This window comes from Cardiobacterium hominis, from assembly GCF_900637305.1.
In the GTDB taxonomy this organism is placed as follows: Bacteria; Pseudomonadota; Gammaproteobacteria; order Cardiobacteriales; family Cardiobacteriaceae; genus Cardiobacterium; species Cardiobacterium hominis.
Window position 1 is genome coordinate 567,399 of record NZ_LR134365.1, and the last position, 15,860, is coordinate 583,258.

Here is a 15,860-nt window from a genome sequence, read left to right on the forward strand (position 1 = left end):
ACGGTCCAATAAAAACGCAGCCTTGGCCATGTTTTTATTGTGGAATAAATGTATAATTAAGAATAATTGAAATCAGGAGAGCCTATGGGAGTCTATCGTTGCAATAAATGCGGTACTGTTGCTGAACATAATTATATGGCGGGAATGGATCCCGTCGCTTGCAAACAATGCGGTAATATGGTTGCGGTTTATGATACGCCATTCTTTGTACAGAAATTGTTGGAACGTTATATGGCGACTGTGCGAGAATTGAAAGCCTTGCAAGCTGTGGAGGCGGAACAGGAACAATCAGATTCCCCGGAAGTCAATCATGAACATGGAGGCTGGCTGGAAGAAGATATTCATAATTCCACTGCGCTCGCCAATGCTGAACAGCATAAACCGATTGCCAATTGGCTGGCGGCACAAAACGCCAAGGCCGTATTTGATTATAGCGCGGTTGACATGAGTGGCTATTTTGATGAAGCGGCGCAATCTTTGGGTGAACACTATGCCTTAACGGAAGACCTGTTAGGCAAGATCAACTGGTCATACCGCAAAAAGCATACGGGATTAAATGTAGACTTGGGGAAAATGTCGCAAAAAGACGGGCAAGCGCTAAATCAGTTGTGTCGGCAATTTTACAGTCACACTTTGTTTGCAGGCTATTTCTATCAGAAACAAGATAAAGTGATCCGTCTGAAATTGCAGCGCGCCAGTAAAATTGAAAATTTCTTTTCCGGCGCCTGGCTAGAATGGTTTGCGCTAAATATATTGCTGCAACAGGCACAGGAGAAGGGGAAAAATTATTCTTTTTCCTGTGCGCGCAATGTGAAACTTGAATTCGCTAATGAAGACGTGCACGAGCTGGATGTTGTCTGGTTGTCCCAGAGAAAAACGCCTGTGATTGTAGAGTGTAAGTCGGGCGAATTTAGACGCGATATTGAAAAATATATTCGGCTGCGTAAACGGCTGAATGTTTCTGCCAGTCATTTTATTATTTTGGCAACAGATATAGAAGATATGGATAGCGTTGCCATGAGTAGCATGTATGAGTTGACCTTTTTGAATATCAAAGGATTTGGCGAATATATTGCGCGCCTGCTGTGAGAGGCAAATATAGCGATACTCATAAAGTCTCATATAAGCTACGCCGCCGAAGGCAGGTGTAGGGTGGGTCTTGACCCACCTTAACGGAACATTCAAGTTTAGCGGTGGGGCAAGCCCCACCCTACAGTAATGGTTTTACATACAGGGTAGCGGGGTTGGTGTATGTAAATGTAAATAAAGGTGCGCCGGAGCGTACCTTTTTTGTTTATGGGAAAGGCACTTATTCTTCGCCGCTTTCTTCTGTCATGCCTTCATCGCCTTCGCTGTCTTCACTCTCGGCGACGATTTTGGCGACGGCAATGAGTTTTTCGCTGTCCGTGGTGCGGATGAGGCGCACGCCCTGGGTGTTGCGGCCGCTGGTCGAGATTTCGGCAACGCGGGTGCGTACCAGGGTGCCGTTGTCGGTAACGAGCATGATGTGTTCGTCTTCCAGGACTTGTACGGCGCAGACCGCCTGGCCATTGCGCGCGCTGCACGCAATGGAGATGACGCCTTTGGTGCCGCGTCCTTTTTGCGGGTAGTCGGCGACCGGGGTGCGTTTGCCGTAGCCGTTTTCGGTGATGGTGAGGATGTCGCCCTGTTCTTCGACGACGCAGAGGGCGATGACGCGCTGGCCGTCGTCCAGGTTCATGCCGCGCACGCCGGTGGAGTCGCGTCCCATGCTGCGTACGCTGTTTTCGTTGAAGCGCACGGCTTTGCCGGCGTCGGAGAAGAGCATGATGTCGCGGCTGCCGTCGGTGCGGGCGACGTCCACCAGTTCGTCGTCTTCGCGCAGGTTGATGGCGATGATGCCGATGCTGCGCGGGCGCGAGTATTCGGAGAGCGGGGTTTTTTTCACCGTGCCGCTTTTGGTGGCAAAGATGAGGTATTGGTCTTCGGGGTAGTCGCGCGTGGTGAGCACGGCGTTCAGGCGTTCGCCCGGCTCAAACGGCAAGAGGTTCACCATCGGCTTGCCCTTGGCGTTGCGCCCCGCCTGCGGCAGTTCGTAGACTTTCAGCCAGTAGACTTTGCCGCGGTTGGTGAAGCAGAGCATGGTGTCGTGGGTGTTGGCGACGATGAGTTGTTCGACGAAGTCTTCGTCTTTGACCGCGGTCGCCGATTTGCCTTTGCCGCCACGGCGCTGCGCTTCGTAGTCGGCGAGCGGCTGCGCCTTGATGTAGCCTTCGTGCGAGAGGGTGATGACGCGGTCTTCTTCGGCGATGAGGTCTTCAAGCGAGAGGTTCAGGTGGGTATCGAGGATTTGGGTGCGGCGCACGTCGTTGAACTGGTTTTTGATGTCGAGCAGTTCTTCTTTGATGACGGCGAGCAGGCGCTCCGGTACTTGCAGGATTTCGAGCAGGGCTTCGATTTCGTGGATGATTTCCTGGAATTCTTGGATGATTTTGTCTTGTTCGAGGCCGGTCAGGCGGTGCAGGCGCAGGTCGAGGATGGCTTGTGCCTGTTCGGGCGAGAGGTGGTAGGCGTCGCCGCGCATGCCGTATTGTTTGCCGAGGCCGTCCGGGCGCGAGTTTTCGGCTCCGGCGCGGGCGAGCATGTCCACTACTTGTCCCGGCGTCCAGCCGCGCGCCAGCAACGCTTCTTTGGCTTCTGCCGGGCCGGCGGAGGCGCGGATGAGTTCGATGATTTCGTCTATGTTGGCAAGGGCAATGGCGAGGCCTTCCAGGATGTGCGCCCGTTCGCGTGCCTTGCGCAGTTCATAGATGCTGCGGCGGGTGACGACTTCGCGGCGGTGCGCGATGAAGACTTGCAGCGCTTCTTTGAGCGACAAGAGGCGCGGCTGGCCGCCGACCAGCGCCATCATGTTGATGCCGAAGACGATTTGTAGCTGGGTGAGCTGGAAGAGGTTGTTCAGGATGACTTCGGCAACTTCACCACGGCGCAGTTCGATGACCATGCGGATGCCGTCTTTGTCCGATTCGTCGCGCAGCGCGGTGATGCCGTCGATTTTTTTTTCTTTGACGAGCTCGGCGATTTTACCGAGCAGGTTGGCTTTATTGACTTGGTAGGGCAGTTCGTCCACGACGATGGTTTGTTTGCCGTTGCTGTCGTCGGTCTCGATATGGGTTTTGGCGCGGATGTAGATGCGGCCGCGTCCGGTTTCGTAGGCTTCGCGGATGCCCTTGGCGCCGTTTATCAGCGCGCCGGTGGGGAAATCCGGCCCCGGCAGGTAGCGCATCAGGGCGCTGGTGTCGGCGTCGGGGTGGTCAAGCAGGTGCAGGCAGGCGTCCAGCGTTTCGCCGAGGTTGTGCGGCGGTACGTTGGTCGCCATGCCGACGGCAATGCCGGAGCTGCCATTGACAAGCAGGTTCGGTACGCGCGTGGGTAATACAGTCGGCTCTTGCTGGCTGCCGTCGTAGTTCGGCGCGAAATCAACGGTTTCTTTTTCAATGTCTGTCAGCAGGCTGTGCGCGATTTTCGCCATGCGCGCTTCGGTGTAGCGGTAAGCGGCAGGCGGGTCGCCGTCAAGCGAGCCGAAGTTGCCCTGGCCGTCCACCAGCGGATAGCGCAGCGAGAAAGGCTGCGCCATGCGCACCAGGGTGTCGTAAATGGCGCTGTCGCCGTGCGGGTGGTATTTCCCCATGACGTCGCCGACGATGGTCGCGGATTTCACATATTTCTTGTTCCAGGCATTGCCCTGTTTGTGCATGGAAAACAGCACGCGGCGATGTACCGGCTTCAGGCCGTCGCGCGCGTCCGGCAAGGCACGGCCGACAATCACGCTCATCGCGTAATCAAGATACGAACTGCGCATCTCGTCTTCCAAGCGAACCGGCAACACTTCTTTGGCAAAATCACTCATTGTTTTCAACCTTATAACGTGAAAAAACCGCCTGACGCGGCAAACGGGAGCTATGGTATCACGAATGGGCAACCCTCGCTGCGCCATCCCGCCGCGGGCACTTTTCGTATCATTTTTGCAACAGAATCGGGCCCGCATGTGTCACTTCAGCGCTTTTTCCTTTGCATTTTTGCAACAAAACACTTATGATTGCGCGCGGATGGGTATCTCTTGCCTGTTCGTGGGCACGGGTGCCGTCAATCTTGGACGGACAACCGTCCACCAGTCTTAACAATAAACTTGCAAGTTTTGTTATTGGGAGAAGTATATGAAACTTAAAAACCTGATTGCACTTGCCGCTGTAGCTGCTGTCGCAGCGCCGGCATTTGCAGATCTGTCTGCAACAGAAGACCTGACCTCCCGTGGCGGAGACCTGGTCAAAAACCGTTGGGGCGAATGCGTTACCGTAAACGCCAACAAGGGACTGCGTGACTGCGGCGTGCAAGCGCCCGAACCGGCACCTCCGGTCATGGAAATGCAGCGTGAAGTCATCACCCTGGGTACCGATACCTACTTTGACTTCGACAAGTCCAACCTCAAACCGGCAGGCAAACAAGCGCTGCAGGATCTGGCTGGCCAGTTGAACCAACGTGGTGCCAACATCCAGAAAATCACTGTAGTCGGCCACACCGACTCCAAAGGTACGGATGCTTACAACCAGAAACTCTCTGAGCGTCGTGCTTCTACCGTTGCCAACTACTTGGCTGAAAACGGCGTACCGTCACAACTGATCGAAGCTTACGGTCAGGGCGAAAGCCACCCGGTCGCTACCAACAAGACAGCCGAAGGCCGCGCACAGAACCGTCGCGTAGAGGTCAATGTTGATGGCCTCGTTGAGCGTCAAGTTGCACAACCCGCACCTGCTGCTCAGTAAACACTGAACATCGCCGCCTAATCCACCCCCGCTTTGCGGGGGTTTTTATTTATGGGTTATGCGGCCCCTTAAAGCCTCATACGGTGTTGCACCGTCGGTGGATATGACCTCACCGATAAGCCACAAAACCACAGCGCGCATTTCGGTAAAATGGCGCGATCATCCTCATGGAGACCCAAATGCAACACCCTTTAGCCAAAATAACCGCCCTCGCCGCAGCGCTCGCCCTCGGCGGCTGCATGACGGCGCAACAATGGACGAAAAACCCACCCCTGACCACAGTAAACGAAGACCAACCGCTAGGCGGCGATAACCTGGTGGCCTTCGGCCAAGTCAGCGAAGACCATGCGCCCTTGCAGGCGGGACAACTCATCCTGGTCGGCGAAATCTATTGGTTTGCGATAGACAAAGCAGAATCGGCGGAATTGACGCGAGTATTTACCAGCGATCTGCCGCAGCAATTCCTGTTCACAGACAAAAGCGGGGCAAAAAACTATCAGGCATTGCCGGTCATCTTGGACGAAAAAGACCGGCAGCATTTCAGTAGCGAAGTGTGCCTGCGCTATGACACCACCGACCCGGCGGAAGTTGCGAAATTGCAGGCGCTGGATTTCAAATCCCAGAAAATCGGGCATTACCCCGCCTATGGCCGCTGTCTGGCGATGAACGGGACGATGTTCATCAAACCGCCGAATTTACCTTACGACCAGCGTTTCCAGAAATCGCTGCCGATAGAGATCAAGGTGCGCCATCAGAAACGCGAGACGGATATGGTCAATATCGTCAGCAATATTGCGCTGCTGCCCGCGACGCTCTCGGCAGATACGGTCGGCTCGGTAGTGATGACGCCTGCCTGGATCAAGGCGGGGATGGATTATTTTATGAAAGACGATCAGGAAAACCCAGCAACGAAGCCTTAAAACAGAAAAACCGCCCCAAGGGCGGTTTTTTTAGGTGCTTTGGCGGCGAGCCGCTCAATACACGCTGCTATAGCAGAACCTGGGCGTGATCTTGCTGATGAGGTAGTGGCAGCAGGCAAGTGTCGGGTGATCTGTTCTTGTATCCGTGCAAAATTCCTGCCGTCATATAGCGCGCAAATCTTTGATGTAGTAGCATATCTGCCTTTCATTACAGAGGCTTTAGCATGGATTTTCCGTTTCAACTCAAGGCGTGGCATGCGGTTGCGCCACGCTTGCACGTCCGCGAGGACTGGCAACGTTGGGCGGAACATCCTGAAATATTGACGACGTTACCAGAACGTGCGCCCGATTTGGCGCACGTTCCCGCTTTGCAGCGCCGCCGTCTGAGTCCGGCAGCGCGTTTGATGTTCGCCGCTGTTCATCCGCCACTGGCGGCACATGGTACGGCGCCGCTGGTTTTTGTTTCGCACGACGGCGAGATGCGGCGCAGTTTTGATTTGTGGCACGACTTGCTGACCGAAGGCGTGGTTTCACCGATGTCGTTCGGCCTGTCGGTTCATAACGCGCTTGCCGGACAGTGGTCGCTGCACAGCGGCGATACCGCGGAACACACGGCGCTTTGCGCACGCGAGGCCGGATTGGAAACAGCGATTGTTGAGGCTTGCGCGCTACTCGCCGAAGGTGCGCCCCAGGTGCTGGTGGTGACTACGGAAGATCCGCCACAAGGGCAATACGCCCTGCCGGAACAAGCGCCGTTTCCCTTCGCCCTCGCCCTGCTCATTGCAACGGGTTGTTCGCACCGCCTCGTGCGCGAAGCGGTCAGCGGTACGTCTATCCCTTACTGGAGTGCGTTGGACTGGATTCGTGGCGAATGTTTGCAACTGCCGTCACAGACGTTGGATGCTCGTGATGCACGCTGGCATTGGAACCGCCGATGAATGCCGTGCTTCGCCTATGCCGTTTTTTCAGTACGCTGCTTGCTTATTTGCTTTTTGGTGTGGTCGGCTGCAGTCTTGCCCTGATATTGCCGGTCTTGTTGCGCTTTTGTCCGCCGGGTTTACCGGGGCAGCTGCGTGCACGCCGGATGGTGGCGCGTGTCTGGTCGGGTTATCTCGTCTGGATGCGCTTGACTGGTATTTTCCGCGTGCAATGGCATGGACGTGAGCGTCTCGGCCGTCCCGGCCAGTTGATACTGGTGAACCACCCGTCGCTGATGGATGTGTTGTTCATGATTTCCGCCGTGCCGGAGGGAAATTGTGTCGTCAAAGCTTCGCTCCTGAAAAACCCGAGCATGCGGCCCGCCATCCGCGCCTGCGGTTTCATCCCTAACGACGAATCCCTTGAACTGATTGAGAAAACCGACGCCGTCCTGATCGAAGGGCAGACGCTGATCATCTTTCCCGAAGGAACGCGCACCGGCCATGACGGCATCATCCGTCTGAACCGCGGCGCCATTTCCATCGGCCTGCGCAGCGCGCGCGTCATCACGCCGGTCGTCATCCGCATGAACCCGCCCGGCCTGAAGCGCGGCGACCCGTGGTATTTAATCCCGCCCCGTCCGTACCAATACGACATCCACGTCGGCGACGACATCAATCCGCAGGATTATCTTGAGCGCAAGCCGCTGCCTCTTGCGGCCCGCCTGCTCAACGAAGATCTCACCCGCTACTTCCAAAAGGAAACCACCACATGGAAAACCCCTTAAAATTGCAGCTCAAACAGCTCATCATCGATAAGCTTGGACTGGAAGACATCACCCCCGCCGACATTGGCGACAACGCCCCGCTTTTTGCCGATGACGGACTTGGCCTGGATTCCGTGGACGCGCTGGAGCTCGGCCTTGCCATCCAAAAAAACTTCCATTTCCCGATGGAAAACGATGCCCAGACCCTGCGCGATCACTTTTACAGCGTCGATACACTCGCCGCCTGGATTGAACACAAACAACAGGAATCCCCATGACCCCGCTGGACGAAGCCCAAATCTACGACTTGCTGCGCACCGCCCTGATCGAACTTTTTGAAATTGAGCCAGAGCGCATCAGCATGGACGCCAATCTGTACGAAGATCTCGAAATTGACAGCATTGACGCCATTGACCTTATTGATCACGTCAAGCGCAAGACGGGATACCGCCTGGTAGCCGAGGACTTCCGCAGCGTGCGTACCATCGGCGACGTCGTGGCAGCGCTTTTGCGTAAACAGCAACAGGGCAACTGATGCGACGTACTTTGCGTCTTGCCATCTGGTTACTTACGCTCGCCTACCCGTGGTTGTGGTACTACGGCGGCGGCGCGCGGGCGCTGGCCGCTGTCATGGCCGCCGCTTGGCTACTCCGGGCGCTTATCGCCGATAGCGCCACTATGCGTGCTGGCGCCGTAGCGCTTGCCGCCTTTTTTCTCCTCGCTGCGCTGCGCAATGCCAGTGGCAGCCTGACGCTTTATCCGCTGCTGGTGAACGGTGCCATGCTGGCCATATTCACCGCCAGCCTCATCCATCCGCCGACCGTTATCGAGCGTCTCGCCCGCCTGCAGCATCCCGATCTGCCACCGGAAGGCGTGCGTTATACCCGCCGCGTTACACAAATTTGGTGCGGCTTTTTCGTCATAAACGGCAGCATCATCGCCGCACTCGCCCTGCTGCATGCCCATCGTGCCTGGACGTGGTACACCGGTCTCATCTCCTACCTGCTGATGGGGGCGCTCCTTGCCGGCGAATGGCTTTACCGCCGTCTTTACCTGCCCGCATGAATACCATCCTCGCCCGCGCCCTCGACCGTCCGCTCACCGCTACCCTGCACGGACGCACCCTTATCGCCGCCGCCTGCGAACTTGCGCCGCGGCTGCATACCGCGCAACGTCTCGCCTGCGACGACCCGCTCGCGCTCATCACCGCCCTGCTCGCCTGCGCCATCGCCGGACAGCCTGCCGACCTGTTGCCGCGTGATGATGGCGCAAGCGACACACTACGCGACAGCAGCATTGCCCTTGACCCCGCCGCTGCCGCTTCCCTGCCGCCCCTTGCCGACATCGCGCTCACCCTGCACACCTCGGGAACCAGCGGCGATGGCAGCGCCGTCAGCAAAACCCTTGGCGCGATGTTGCGCGAGGCGGCGGCGCTCCTCACCTTACCGCAACTGCCCGCGGGCGGAACCGCCCTCGGCAGTGTCCAGCCGCAACACCTCTACGGTCTCACTTTCCGCATCTTCCTCAGTCTGCTCGCCGGTTGGCACATCGACCGCGAACAATACCGCTACCCCGAACTTCTGCTCGACGCCAGCCGTCAGCATAGCGCCCCGCAAATCTGGATTAGCAGTCCCAGTCTGCTCCACGCGCTTGCCGCGCATGACCTTACGCCGTGGCGTGGCCGCGTCGCCCTCATTACCAGCGCCGGAAGCAGGCTTGAACCGGCGGATGCCGCCCGCCTGCGCGAACAGCTTGCCTGCCCGCTGCTTGATATCTACGGCAGTACCGAAAGCGGTGTTATCGCCGTTGATGACGGCCAAGGGCGCGAAGTGCTATCCGGCGTTGCGGTCCGCCGTGATACGGATGGCATCTTGCACGTCAGCAGCCCGTGGACGGACGGCTGGCTCAACACCGGCGATCTCGTCGATGAAAACCTGCAACTGCTCGGTCGTGCCGACCGCGTCATCAAGCGCGGCGACAAGCGCATCTCGCTCAATACCCTCGAACAGACCCTGATTCAGCATCCGTACATCGCCGATAGCTACTGCGCCGTTCATCCGGATAACGGACAGATCTGCGCCTGGCTGGCGCTGAACGAAGCAGGCATCACCGCCTGGCGCGAACAGGGGCGCAAAGCGCTCATGGCGCAATGGCGTGCGCATCTGCAAACACAGCATGACCGCCTCGCCGTGGCGCGCCACATCCGCGTCACAGACCGCCTGCCGCGTAACAGCCAGGGCAAAATCACCCGTGCCGACTGGCTTCATGCCCTGCGCGACCCCATCCTCGCGCCACTCTGGCAACCTCCCGAAGAACAAGGCGAGAGCTACATCTTCCGCGCCCGCGTGCCGCTGGACTTGCACTATTGCAAAGGCCATTTTGACCGCATCGCCATCGTCCCCGGCGTCGTCCAATGCCGCTGGGCACTCGCCCTTGCCGCCGAACACCTCGGCTTGCAAGCGCCCGTGCGCGCTATCGAACAACTCAAATACCAGCAACTCCTCCGCCCCTACGATGCACTCACCCTCAGCCTGCGCTACGACGCAAGCCGTGGCAAGCTGCATTTCAGCTGCGACAACGGCCACGGCAAATGCGCGTCCGGCCGCATCGTTTACGACCTCCCATGAAGCCCATTGCCCTCATCCCGCACTACAACCACGGTGCCACCCTCGCGACCGTCTGCACCGCCTTGCGTGCGCACGGATTGCCCGTCCTTGTCATTGACGACGGTTCCAACGTCGCAGACCTTGCCGCAGCGCGAGAACTCGCGGCGCACGACCCCGCCATTACCCTCCTCGAACGCACGCATAACGGCGGCAAAGGCGCCGCCGTCAAAGACGGCATCCATTGGGCCACGCAGCAAGGCTACAGCCACGCCCTGCAAATTGACGCCGACGGCCAGCACGATTTCGCCGACATTCCCCGCTTCCTCGCCGCCGGACAACAGTACCCTGACGCCCTCATCTGCGGTCGCCCCGTCTATAGCGCCGATGCCCCCAAATCCCGCCTTTACGGTCGCAAAATCAGTAACTTCTGGATCTGGATAAACACCGGTAGCCACGATATCCCGGACGGCATGTGCGGCTACCGCCTCTATCCCGTCGCTACGACCGCCGCCCTCCTCCGCCGCCACTACACCGGCAACCGCATGGATTTCGACATCGAAATCCTCGTCCACCATTACCGCCACGGCACACCGATGCACTGGATCAGCACCCGCGTCCACTATCCCGCAGACGGCCGCTCACATTTCCGCCTGTGGCGCGACAACCTGCGCATCAGCGCCATGCATGCCCGCCTTTTCCTCAGCGGCCTCCTCTGGCGGCTGCGACGCCCATGAACCAAAACCATTGGGCCAACCAGCCCGAACGCGGCAACCGCTTGGCGCTCTGGCTCACCACCCAAATCGTGCGTTACCTGCCGCCCTGGCTGCTGCCCATCGCCGTCAGCATCATCAGCCGCTACTACTACCACACCAGCCCGCGCGCCCGACGCAACATCACCCGTTACCAGCAGCGCCTGCAACGCACGACACCCGGCCTGCAACTGCCCAAACACGCCGTTTACCGCCAAATCCGCAGCTTTGCCGAAGCCATTGCCGACCGTTTTGCCGTCTGGCAACACCGCCTCACTTACCGCGACCTCACCGTGCACGATCCGGACAACCTCTATCAGCGCATTGACCACCCCGAAGCGGGCGCCCGCGGCGAAATCCTGCTTTGCAGCCACCACGGCAACATGGAAATCTGCCGGGCGCTGGTCGCACACCACCGCCATTTCGCCCTCAACATCCTGGTGCACCACAAACATGCCGAGGCCTACAACCGCGCCCTGAAAAAAGCCGGCGCTGACGACATCCGCATGATACAAGTGAGCGAGCTCGATGCAGCTGTCATGCTGGAACTACAAAACCGCATCAACCGTGGCGAATGGCTGGCGATCGCTGCCGACCGGCTCCCCGTTCGTGGCGAAAAAACCGTCCGTATTTCCTTCCTCGGCGATGAAGCCCGCATCGCCCAAGGACCTTGGCTCCTTGCCGGCCTCTTGCAAGCCCGCATCAACACCCTGTTTTGCCGCAAACAAAACGGTCGCTACCACCTCTACCTCGCCAATTTCGCGGCGGGCATCCATTGGCAAAAACACAGCCGCACCGCCATCATCCAAGCTGCCGCCAGCCGCTACGCCGCCCTGCTGGAGCGCGAATGCCGCCAAGCGCCCTTGCAGTGGTACAACTTCTACGACTTCTGGAACGACGATGAAAAACAGCCGCCTCATCCATGACTACCCGCACCAAATCCCCTTTTACGACGTGGACAGCATGCACATCGTCTGGCATGGCCACTACGTCAAATACCTCGAACTGGCGCGATGCGCCTGGCTGGAGCGCTTTGACTACGGCTACCGGCAAATGATGGCTGGCGGTTACGCCTGGCCGGTCGCCCAATTGAACCTCAAATACATCCGTCCGGCGCGCTTTGGCCAGCACATCACCATCCGCACCGGTCTGCGCGAATACGAAAGCTGCCTTAAGCTGGACTACCTCATCTTCGACCGCGACAGCGGCGAAAAAATGGCGAAAGGCGCCACCATGCAAATCGCCGTCCACATCGAAAGCGGCGAAACCCAATACCAAACCCCCGACGACTGGCAACAGCGCATCCGGCAAGCGCTGGCGGCAGAAGCCCAGGGATTGCCTGCCTAAAAAACCACAGCGCGCATTTCGGTAAAATGGCGCGACCATCTCAAGGAGACCAAAAGGAGACCAAAATGCAACACCCTTTAGCCAAAATAACTGCCCTCGCCGCAGCGCTCGCCCTCGGCGGCTGCATGACGGCGCAACAATGGACGAAAAACCCACCCCTGACCACAGTAAACGAAGACCAGCCGCTAGGCGGCGATAACCTAGTGGCCTTCGGCCAAGTCAGCGAAGACCATGCGCCCTTGCAGGCGGGACAACTCATCCTGGTCGGCGAAATCTATTGGTTTGCGATAGACAAAGCAGAATCGGCGGAATTGACGCGAGTATTTACCAGCGATCTGCCGCAGCAATTCCTGTTCACAGACAAAAGCGGGGCAAAAAACTATCAGGCATTGCCGGTCATCTTGGACGAAAAAGACCGGCAGCATTTCAGTAGCGAAGTGTGCCTGCGCTATGACACCACCGACCCGGCGGAAGTTGCGAAATTGCAGGCGCTGGATTTCAAATCCCAGAAAATCGGGCATTACCCCGCCTATGGCCGCTGTCTGGCGATGAACGGGACGATGTTCATCAAGCCGCCGAACCTGCCCTACGACCAGCGTTTCCAGAAATCGCTGCCGATAGAAATCAAGGTGCGCCACCAGAAACGCGAGACGGATATGGTCAATATCGTCAGCAATATTGCGCTGCTGCCCGCGACGCTTTCGGCAGATACGGTCGGCTCGGTAGTGATGACGCCCGCCTGGATCAAGGCGGGGATGGATTATTTTATGAAAGACGATCAGGAAAACCCAGCAACGAAGCCTTAAAACAGAAAACAGAAAAACCGCCCCAAGGGCGGTTTTTTTAGCGCTTGTTCACCCCCCCCCCCCCGCAGCGAGCGGGTACCCATACAAAGTGCGGATGGGGAAGGGGGTTATGCAGCTTGCGAGATGAAGTTCCAATTTTTCACATTTACTGCCCCCACCCCAGCCCTCCCCCACGGGGAAAGGGACATATCGGCGGCTTGCCGCGCTTTGGTCACTACACAGAACGCTAAAAAAGTTGCTTCTATGTGATTTTGAACAGGCTTTTAGGTAGCGTGGCGGCGAGCCGCTCAATACACCCGACCGTAGAGGTCGTGCGCGTCGCTGTCTTCGATTTCCACGTGGACGATGTCGCCGGGTTTTATGCCGTCGATGTCGCTGATGTGGACGACGCCGTCGATTTCCGGCGCATCATAGGGCGTGCGTCCGGTGGCGGCGAGGTTGTCGGCATCGACTGCGTCAATCATCACCGGCAGGACGCTGCCAACTTTGTCCGCGAGCAGGCGGGCGCTGACCGCTTCTTGTGCCGCCATGAAGCGTTGCAGGCGTTCTTGTTTTATGTCTTCGGGAATTTGGTCGGGCAGGGCGTTTGCCGCCGCACCTTCTACCGGCGAGTAGGCGAAGCAGCCGGCGCGGTTGATGTCGGCTTCTTCGATAAAGGCGAGCAGTTCTTCGAAATCCGCTTCGGTCTCGCCAGGGAAGCCGACGATGAAGGTGCTGCGCAGCGCCAAGTCGGGGCAAATTTCGCGCCAGCGGCGGATGCGCTCCAGCGTGCGTTCGCGGTTGCCGGGGCGGCGCATGGCTTTTAGGATGCGCGGGCTGGCGTGCTGTAGCGGGATGTCAAGGTAGGGCAGGATGGCACCGTCTGCCATCAGCGGGATGAGGTCATCGACGTCGGGGTAGGGATAGACGTAGTGCAGGCGCACCCAGGCATCCAGTTTGCCCAGTTCGCGCGCGAGTGCGTGGATGCCGCGCGCGCCGAGGTCGGCGCCGTAGGCGGAGGTGTCCTGGGAGACGACGAGCAGTTCTTTCACGCCCAGTTTGACCAGGTTCTGCGCTTCTTTCAGCACGGCATCGGCCGGACGGCTCACCAGACGGCCGCGCAGGTCGGGGATGATGCAGAAGGTGCAGTGGTGGTCGCAGCCTTCGGCGATTTTCAGGTAAGCGTAGTGGCGCGGGGTGAGTTTGAGTCCGGCGGGCGGGATGAGGTCGAGGTAGGGGTTGTGCGCCGGTTTGGGCAGGTGTTCGTGTACCGCGCTCATCACCGATTCGTAGGCCTGCGGCCCGGTGATGGCGAGGACGTCCGGGCAGCGCGCGCGGATGATTTCGGGTTTGACGCCAAGGCAGCCGGTAACGATGACTTTGCCGTTTTGCCGCAGCGCTTCGCTGATGGTGTTGAGCGATTCGGCGACGGCTTCGTTGATAAAGCCGCAGGTATTGACGATGACGAGGTCGGCGTCGTCGTAGCGGTCGGTAATGGCGTAGCCGTCAGCATTGATTTGGGTGAGGATGCGCTCGGAATCGACCAGCGCTTTCGGGCAGCCGAGGCTGATGAAGCCGACGGCGGGTTGTTCTGCTCTCATGATGATGCTCGGTTATTTTTGGGGCGGCGATTGTAGCGCAAAAGGCGTAAAGTACGCGCTCCCGCCTGCCGCCCGAACCCTGCGCCTCATGTCCGGCCGCAGGAGATGGCGGGGCGTGGAATATGAGCCGCCATCGCGCCCGCTTAGCCACAAACCCGATTATTCATGCCACATCTTTATTGGTACAAACATCCGCGCCTCATCCAGCGCGCCAACCGCCGCTGTTTTTGGTGGCTTAACCGCACCGAACCATGACCACATTCCGCTACTACCTCGGCATCATGACCGGCACCAGCCTGGACGGCATTGATGTCGCCCTTATCCGCGAAGAGGGCGAGCGCTACCGCTACCTCGCCCATCACGAGCAACCCATGCCGCCCGCGTTGCGCGCCGCGCTGCAAGCGCTGTGCCAGCCGGGCGACAATGAATTGCACCGCGCTGCGGTCGCTGCCTGGCAACACGCCGCGGCGAGCGCTGAAGCCGTTATCGCCTTGCTAGAGAAAACCGGCCTTGCGGCGCGCGATATCACCGCCATCGGCGCGCACGGGCAAACGCTGCGCCACAATCCCGACCATAGCCCGCCCTATACCATCCAGCTGCAAAATCCGGCGCTGATTGCCGAACGCACCGGTATCGACACCATCGCCGATTTCCGCAGCCGCGACCTTGCCGCAGGCGGGCAGGGCGCGCCGCTGGCACCGCTCTTTCAGCGCGGCCTGCTTGGCGACTGCCCCGCCACGCTGGTGAACATTGGCGGCATCGCCAACATCAGCCACATCAGCGCCGCCGCCTGCTCCGGCTATGACACCGGCCCCGGTAACGGCCTGATGGACAGCTGGATACAGCACCACCGCGGCCTGCCCTATGATGCAAACGGCGACTGGGCGCGCAGCGGCAACCTCCTGCCCGACCTGCTCGGCAGCTTTCTCTCCGACCCGTATTTTCGCCGCGCACCGCCGAAAAGCAGCGGCCGCGACTATTTCAACCTCGACTGGCTGGCGCGCCACCTGCGCGGCGATGAAGCGCCTGCCGACGTGCAGCGCACCCTGTTAGCCCTGACCGCTATAACTATCACCGACGCCATCCGCGGCGCTAATCATCCCGGCGTGGTGTACCTCGCCGGCGGCGGCGCGAAAAATCGCTACCTCGTTGAAAATATCGAAGGGGAACTCGTCCGCTTGGGCAAATCGTGCGCGCCCTGCCCCATTCCGGTGCAGGCGCTGGAAGCGAGCGGTTTTGCCTGGCTTGCCGCGCAATTTGTCCACCGCCGCCCGCTGGATCTCGGCGCGACTACCGGCGGCAAGCCGCGCATTCTGGGGGCGCTGTATCCGGCGTGAAATTTTTTGCTACGTCGTAACGAAAAACG

16 protein-coding genes are annotated in these 15,860 nt (G+C 58.9%); 14 read left to right on the forward strand and 2 right to left on the reverse strand.

From position 1 onward, the window contains the following. Window positions 1–84 precede the first annotated feature (84 nt). Entirely contained in the window at window positions 85–1,089 is a 1,005-nt protein-coding gene (locus EL199_RS02540) for a PDDEXK family nuclease (protein ID WP_040355051.1), read from the forward strand. Window positions 1,090–1,309: 220 nt separating this feature from the next. On the opposite strand, the gene gyrA is transcribed toward EL199_RS02540, so the two are convergent. Further along, window positions 1,310–3,889, reverse strand: a complete 2,580-nt coding sequence (gyrA, locus tag EL199_RS02545) for a DNA gyrase subunit A (RefSeq protein WP_040355049.1) — start codon at window positions 3,887–3,889, stop codon at window positions 1,310–1,312. Between the two features lie 307 nt (window positions 3,890–4,196). Here gyrA and EL199_RS02550 point away from each other — a divergent pair, with 307 nt between their 5' ends. The 12 genes from EL199_RS02550 to EL199_RS02605 all read left to right on the forward strand — a co-directional run bounded on the left by EL199_RS02550 (window position 4,197) and on the right by EL199_RS02605 (window position 12,914). After that, the gene (locus EL199_RS02550) at window positions 4,197–4,802 is read left to right on the forward strand and encodes an OmpA family protein (protein WP_004140593.1); all 606 of its coding nucleotides are present in this window, start codon (window positions 4,197–4,199) and stop codon (window positions 4,800–4,802) included. Between the two features lie 179 nt (window positions 4,803–4,981). After that, window positions 4,982–5,722, forward strand: coding sequence for a hypothetical protein (locus EL199_RS02555; protein WP_126315972.1), 741 nt, complete (start codon window positions 4,982–4,984; stop codon window positions 5,720–5,722). 224 nt (window positions 5,723–5,946) lie between these two features. After that, window positions 5,947–6,660 carry a beta-ketoacyl synthase chain length factor gene (locus tag EL199_RS02560; protein WP_004140589.1) on the forward strand — a complete coding sequence of 238 codons (714 nt, stop codon included), beginning with the start codon at window positions 5,947–5,949 and terminating at the stop codon, window positions 6,658–6,660. After that, entirely contained in the window at window positions 6,657–7,427 is a 771-nt protein-coding gene (locus EL199_RS02565) for a lysophospholipid acyltransferase family protein (protein ID WP_004140587.1), read from the forward strand. The genes EL199_RS02560 and EL199_RS02565 overlap by 4 nt, the downstream gene beginning before the upstream one ends. Further along, window positions 7,412–7,684, forward strand: a complete 273-nt coding sequence (locus EL199_RS02570; RefSeq protein WP_004140586.1) for a phosphopantetheine-binding protein — start codon at window positions 7,412–7,414, stop codon at window positions 7,682–7,684. Before EL199_RS02565 ends, EL199_RS02570 begins: the two co-directional genes overlap by 16 nt. Continuing rightward, window positions 7,681–7,941: an acyl carrier protein gene (locus EL199_RS02575; protein ID WP_004140583.1), complete on the forward strand. Its 261-nt coding sequence runs from the start codon at window positions 7,681–7,683 to the stop codon at window positions 7,939–7,941. The genes EL199_RS02570 and EL199_RS02575 overlap by 4 nt, the downstream gene beginning before the upstream one ends. Continuing rightward, complete coding sequence (locus EL199_RS02580; RefSeq protein WP_004140582.1) at window positions 7,941–8,471, forward strand: COG4648 family protein; 531 nt, start codon at window positions 7,941–7,943, stop codon at window positions 8,469–8,471. Before EL199_RS02575 ends, EL199_RS02580 begins: the two co-directional genes overlap by 1 nt. Then, entirely contained in the window at window positions 8,468–10,033 is a 1,566-nt protein-coding gene (locus EL199_RS02585) for an AMP-binding protein (RefSeq protein ID WP_170166210.1), read from the forward strand. Before EL199_RS02580 ends, EL199_RS02585 begins: the two co-directional genes overlap by 4 nt. Continuing rightward, the gene (locus tag EL199_RS02590; RefSeq protein ID WP_004140575.1) at window positions 10,030–10,746 is read left to right on the forward strand and encodes a glycosyltransferase family 2 protein; all 717 of its coding nucleotides are present in this window, start codon (window positions 10,030–10,032) and stop codon (window positions 10,744–10,746) included. The genes EL199_RS02585 and EL199_RS02590 overlap by 4 nt, the downstream gene beginning before the upstream one ends. After that, a complete protein-coding gene (locus EL199_RS02595; RefSeq protein ID WP_079540559.1) occupies window positions 10,743–11,687 on the forward strand; it encodes an LpxL/LpxP family acyltransferase in 945 nt (314 codons plus the stop codon). The genes EL199_RS02590 and EL199_RS02595 overlap by 4 nt, the downstream gene beginning before the upstream one ends. Beyond that, on the forward strand, window positions 11,662–12,108 hold the full coding sequence (locus tag EL199_RS02600) for an acyl-CoA thioesterase (RefSeq protein WP_004143606.1): 447 nt from the start codon (window positions 11,662–11,664) through the stop codon (window positions 12,106–12,108). The genes EL199_RS02595 and EL199_RS02600 overlap by 26 nt, the downstream gene beginning before the upstream one ends. A 65-nt stretch (window positions 12,109–12,173) precedes the next feature. Continuing rightward, window positions 12,174–12,914, forward strand: a complete 741-nt coding sequence (locus EL199_RS02605) for a hypothetical protein (RefSeq protein ID WP_126315972.1) — start codon at window positions 12,174–12,176, stop codon at window positions 12,912–12,914. A gap of 287 nt (window positions 12,915–13,201) precedes the next feature. On the opposite strand, the gene rimO is transcribed toward EL199_RS02605, so the two are convergent. Next, the gene (rimO, locus tag EL199_RS02610; RefSeq protein WP_004140566.1) at window positions 13,202–14,494 is read right to left on the reverse strand and encodes a 30S ribosomal protein S12 methylthiotransferase RimO; all 1,293 of its coding nucleotides are present in this window, start codon (window positions 14,492–14,494) and stop codon (window positions 13,202–13,204) included. 251 nt (window positions 14,495–14,745) lie between these two features. Between rimO and EL199_RS02615 the strand changes: the two genes are divergently transcribed. After that, window positions 14,746–15,831 carry an anhydro-N-acetylmuramic acid kinase gene (locus tag EL199_RS02615; RefSeq protein ID WP_004140564.1) on the forward strand — a complete coding sequence of 362 codons (1,086 nt, stop codon included), beginning with the start codon at window positions 14,746–14,748 and terminating at the stop codon, window positions 15,829–15,831. Window positions 15,832–15,860: the final 29 nt, after the last annotated feature.

Excerpts from the sequence above, each read along its gene's own strand:
- EL199_RS02540 (WP_040355051.1), top strand. The coding sequence starts at position 85 with ATGGGAGTCTATCGTTGCAATAAATGCGGTACTGTTGCTGAACATAAT.
- gyrA (WP_040355049.1), bottom strand. The coding sequence starts at position 3,889 with ATGAGTGATTTTGCCAAAGAAGTGTTGCCGGTTCGCTTGGAAGACGAG.
- EL199_RS02550 (WP_004140593.1), top strand. The coding sequence starts at position 4,197 with ATGAAACTTAAAAACCTGATTGCACTTGCCGCTGTAGCTGCTGTCGCA.
- EL199_RS02555 (WP_126315972.1), top strand. The coding sequence starts at position 4,982 with ATGCAACACCCTTTAGCCAAAATAACCGCCCTCGCCGCAGCGCTCGCC.
- EL199_RS02560 (WP_004140589.1), top strand. The coding sequence starts at position 5,947 with ATGGATTTTCCGTTTCAACTCAAGGCGTGGCATGCGGTTGCGCCACGC.
- EL199_RS02565 (WP_004140587.1), top strand. The coding sequence starts at position 6,657 with ATGAATGCCGTGCTTCGCCTATGCCGTTTTTTCAGTACGCTGCTTGCT.
- EL199_RS02570 (WP_004140586.1), top strand. The coding sequence starts at position 7,412 with ATGGAAAACCCCTTAAAATTGCAGCTCAAACAGCTCATCATCGATAAG.
- EL199_RS02575 (WP_004140583.1), top strand. The coding sequence starts at position 7,681 with ATGACCCCGCTGGACGAAGCCCAAATCTACGACTTGCTGCGCACCGCC.
- EL199_RS02580 (WP_004140582.1), top strand. The coding sequence starts at position 7,941 with ATGCGACGTACTTTGCGTCTTGCCATCTGGTTACTTACGCTCGCCTAC.
- EL199_RS02585 (WP_170166210.1), top strand. The coding sequence starts at position 8,468 with ATGAATACCATCCTCGCCCGCGCCCTCGACCGTCCGCTCACCGCTACC.
- EL199_RS02590 (WP_004140575.1), top strand. The coding sequence starts at position 10,030 with ATGAAGCCCATTGCCCTCATCCCGCACTACAACCACGGTGCCACCCTC.
- EL199_RS02595 (WP_079540559.1), top strand. The coding sequence starts at position 10,743 with ATGAACCAAAACCATTGGGCCAACCAGCCCGAACGCGGCAACCGCTTG.
- EL199_RS02600 (WP_004143606.1), top strand. The coding sequence starts at position 11,662 with ATGAAAAACAGCCGCCTCATCCATGACTACCCGCACCAAATCCCCTTT.
- EL199_RS02605 (WP_126315972.1), top strand. The coding sequence starts at position 12,174 with ATGCAACACCCTTTAGCCAAAATAACTGCCCTCGCCGCAGCGCTCGCC.
- rimO (WP_004140566.1), bottom strand. The coding sequence starts at position 14,494 with ATGAGAGCAGAACAACCCGCCGTCGGCTTCATCAGCCTCGGCTGCCCG.
- EL199_RS02615 (WP_004140564.1), top strand. The coding sequence starts at position 14,746 with ATGACCACATTCCGCTACTACCTCGGCATCATGACCGGCACCAGCCTG.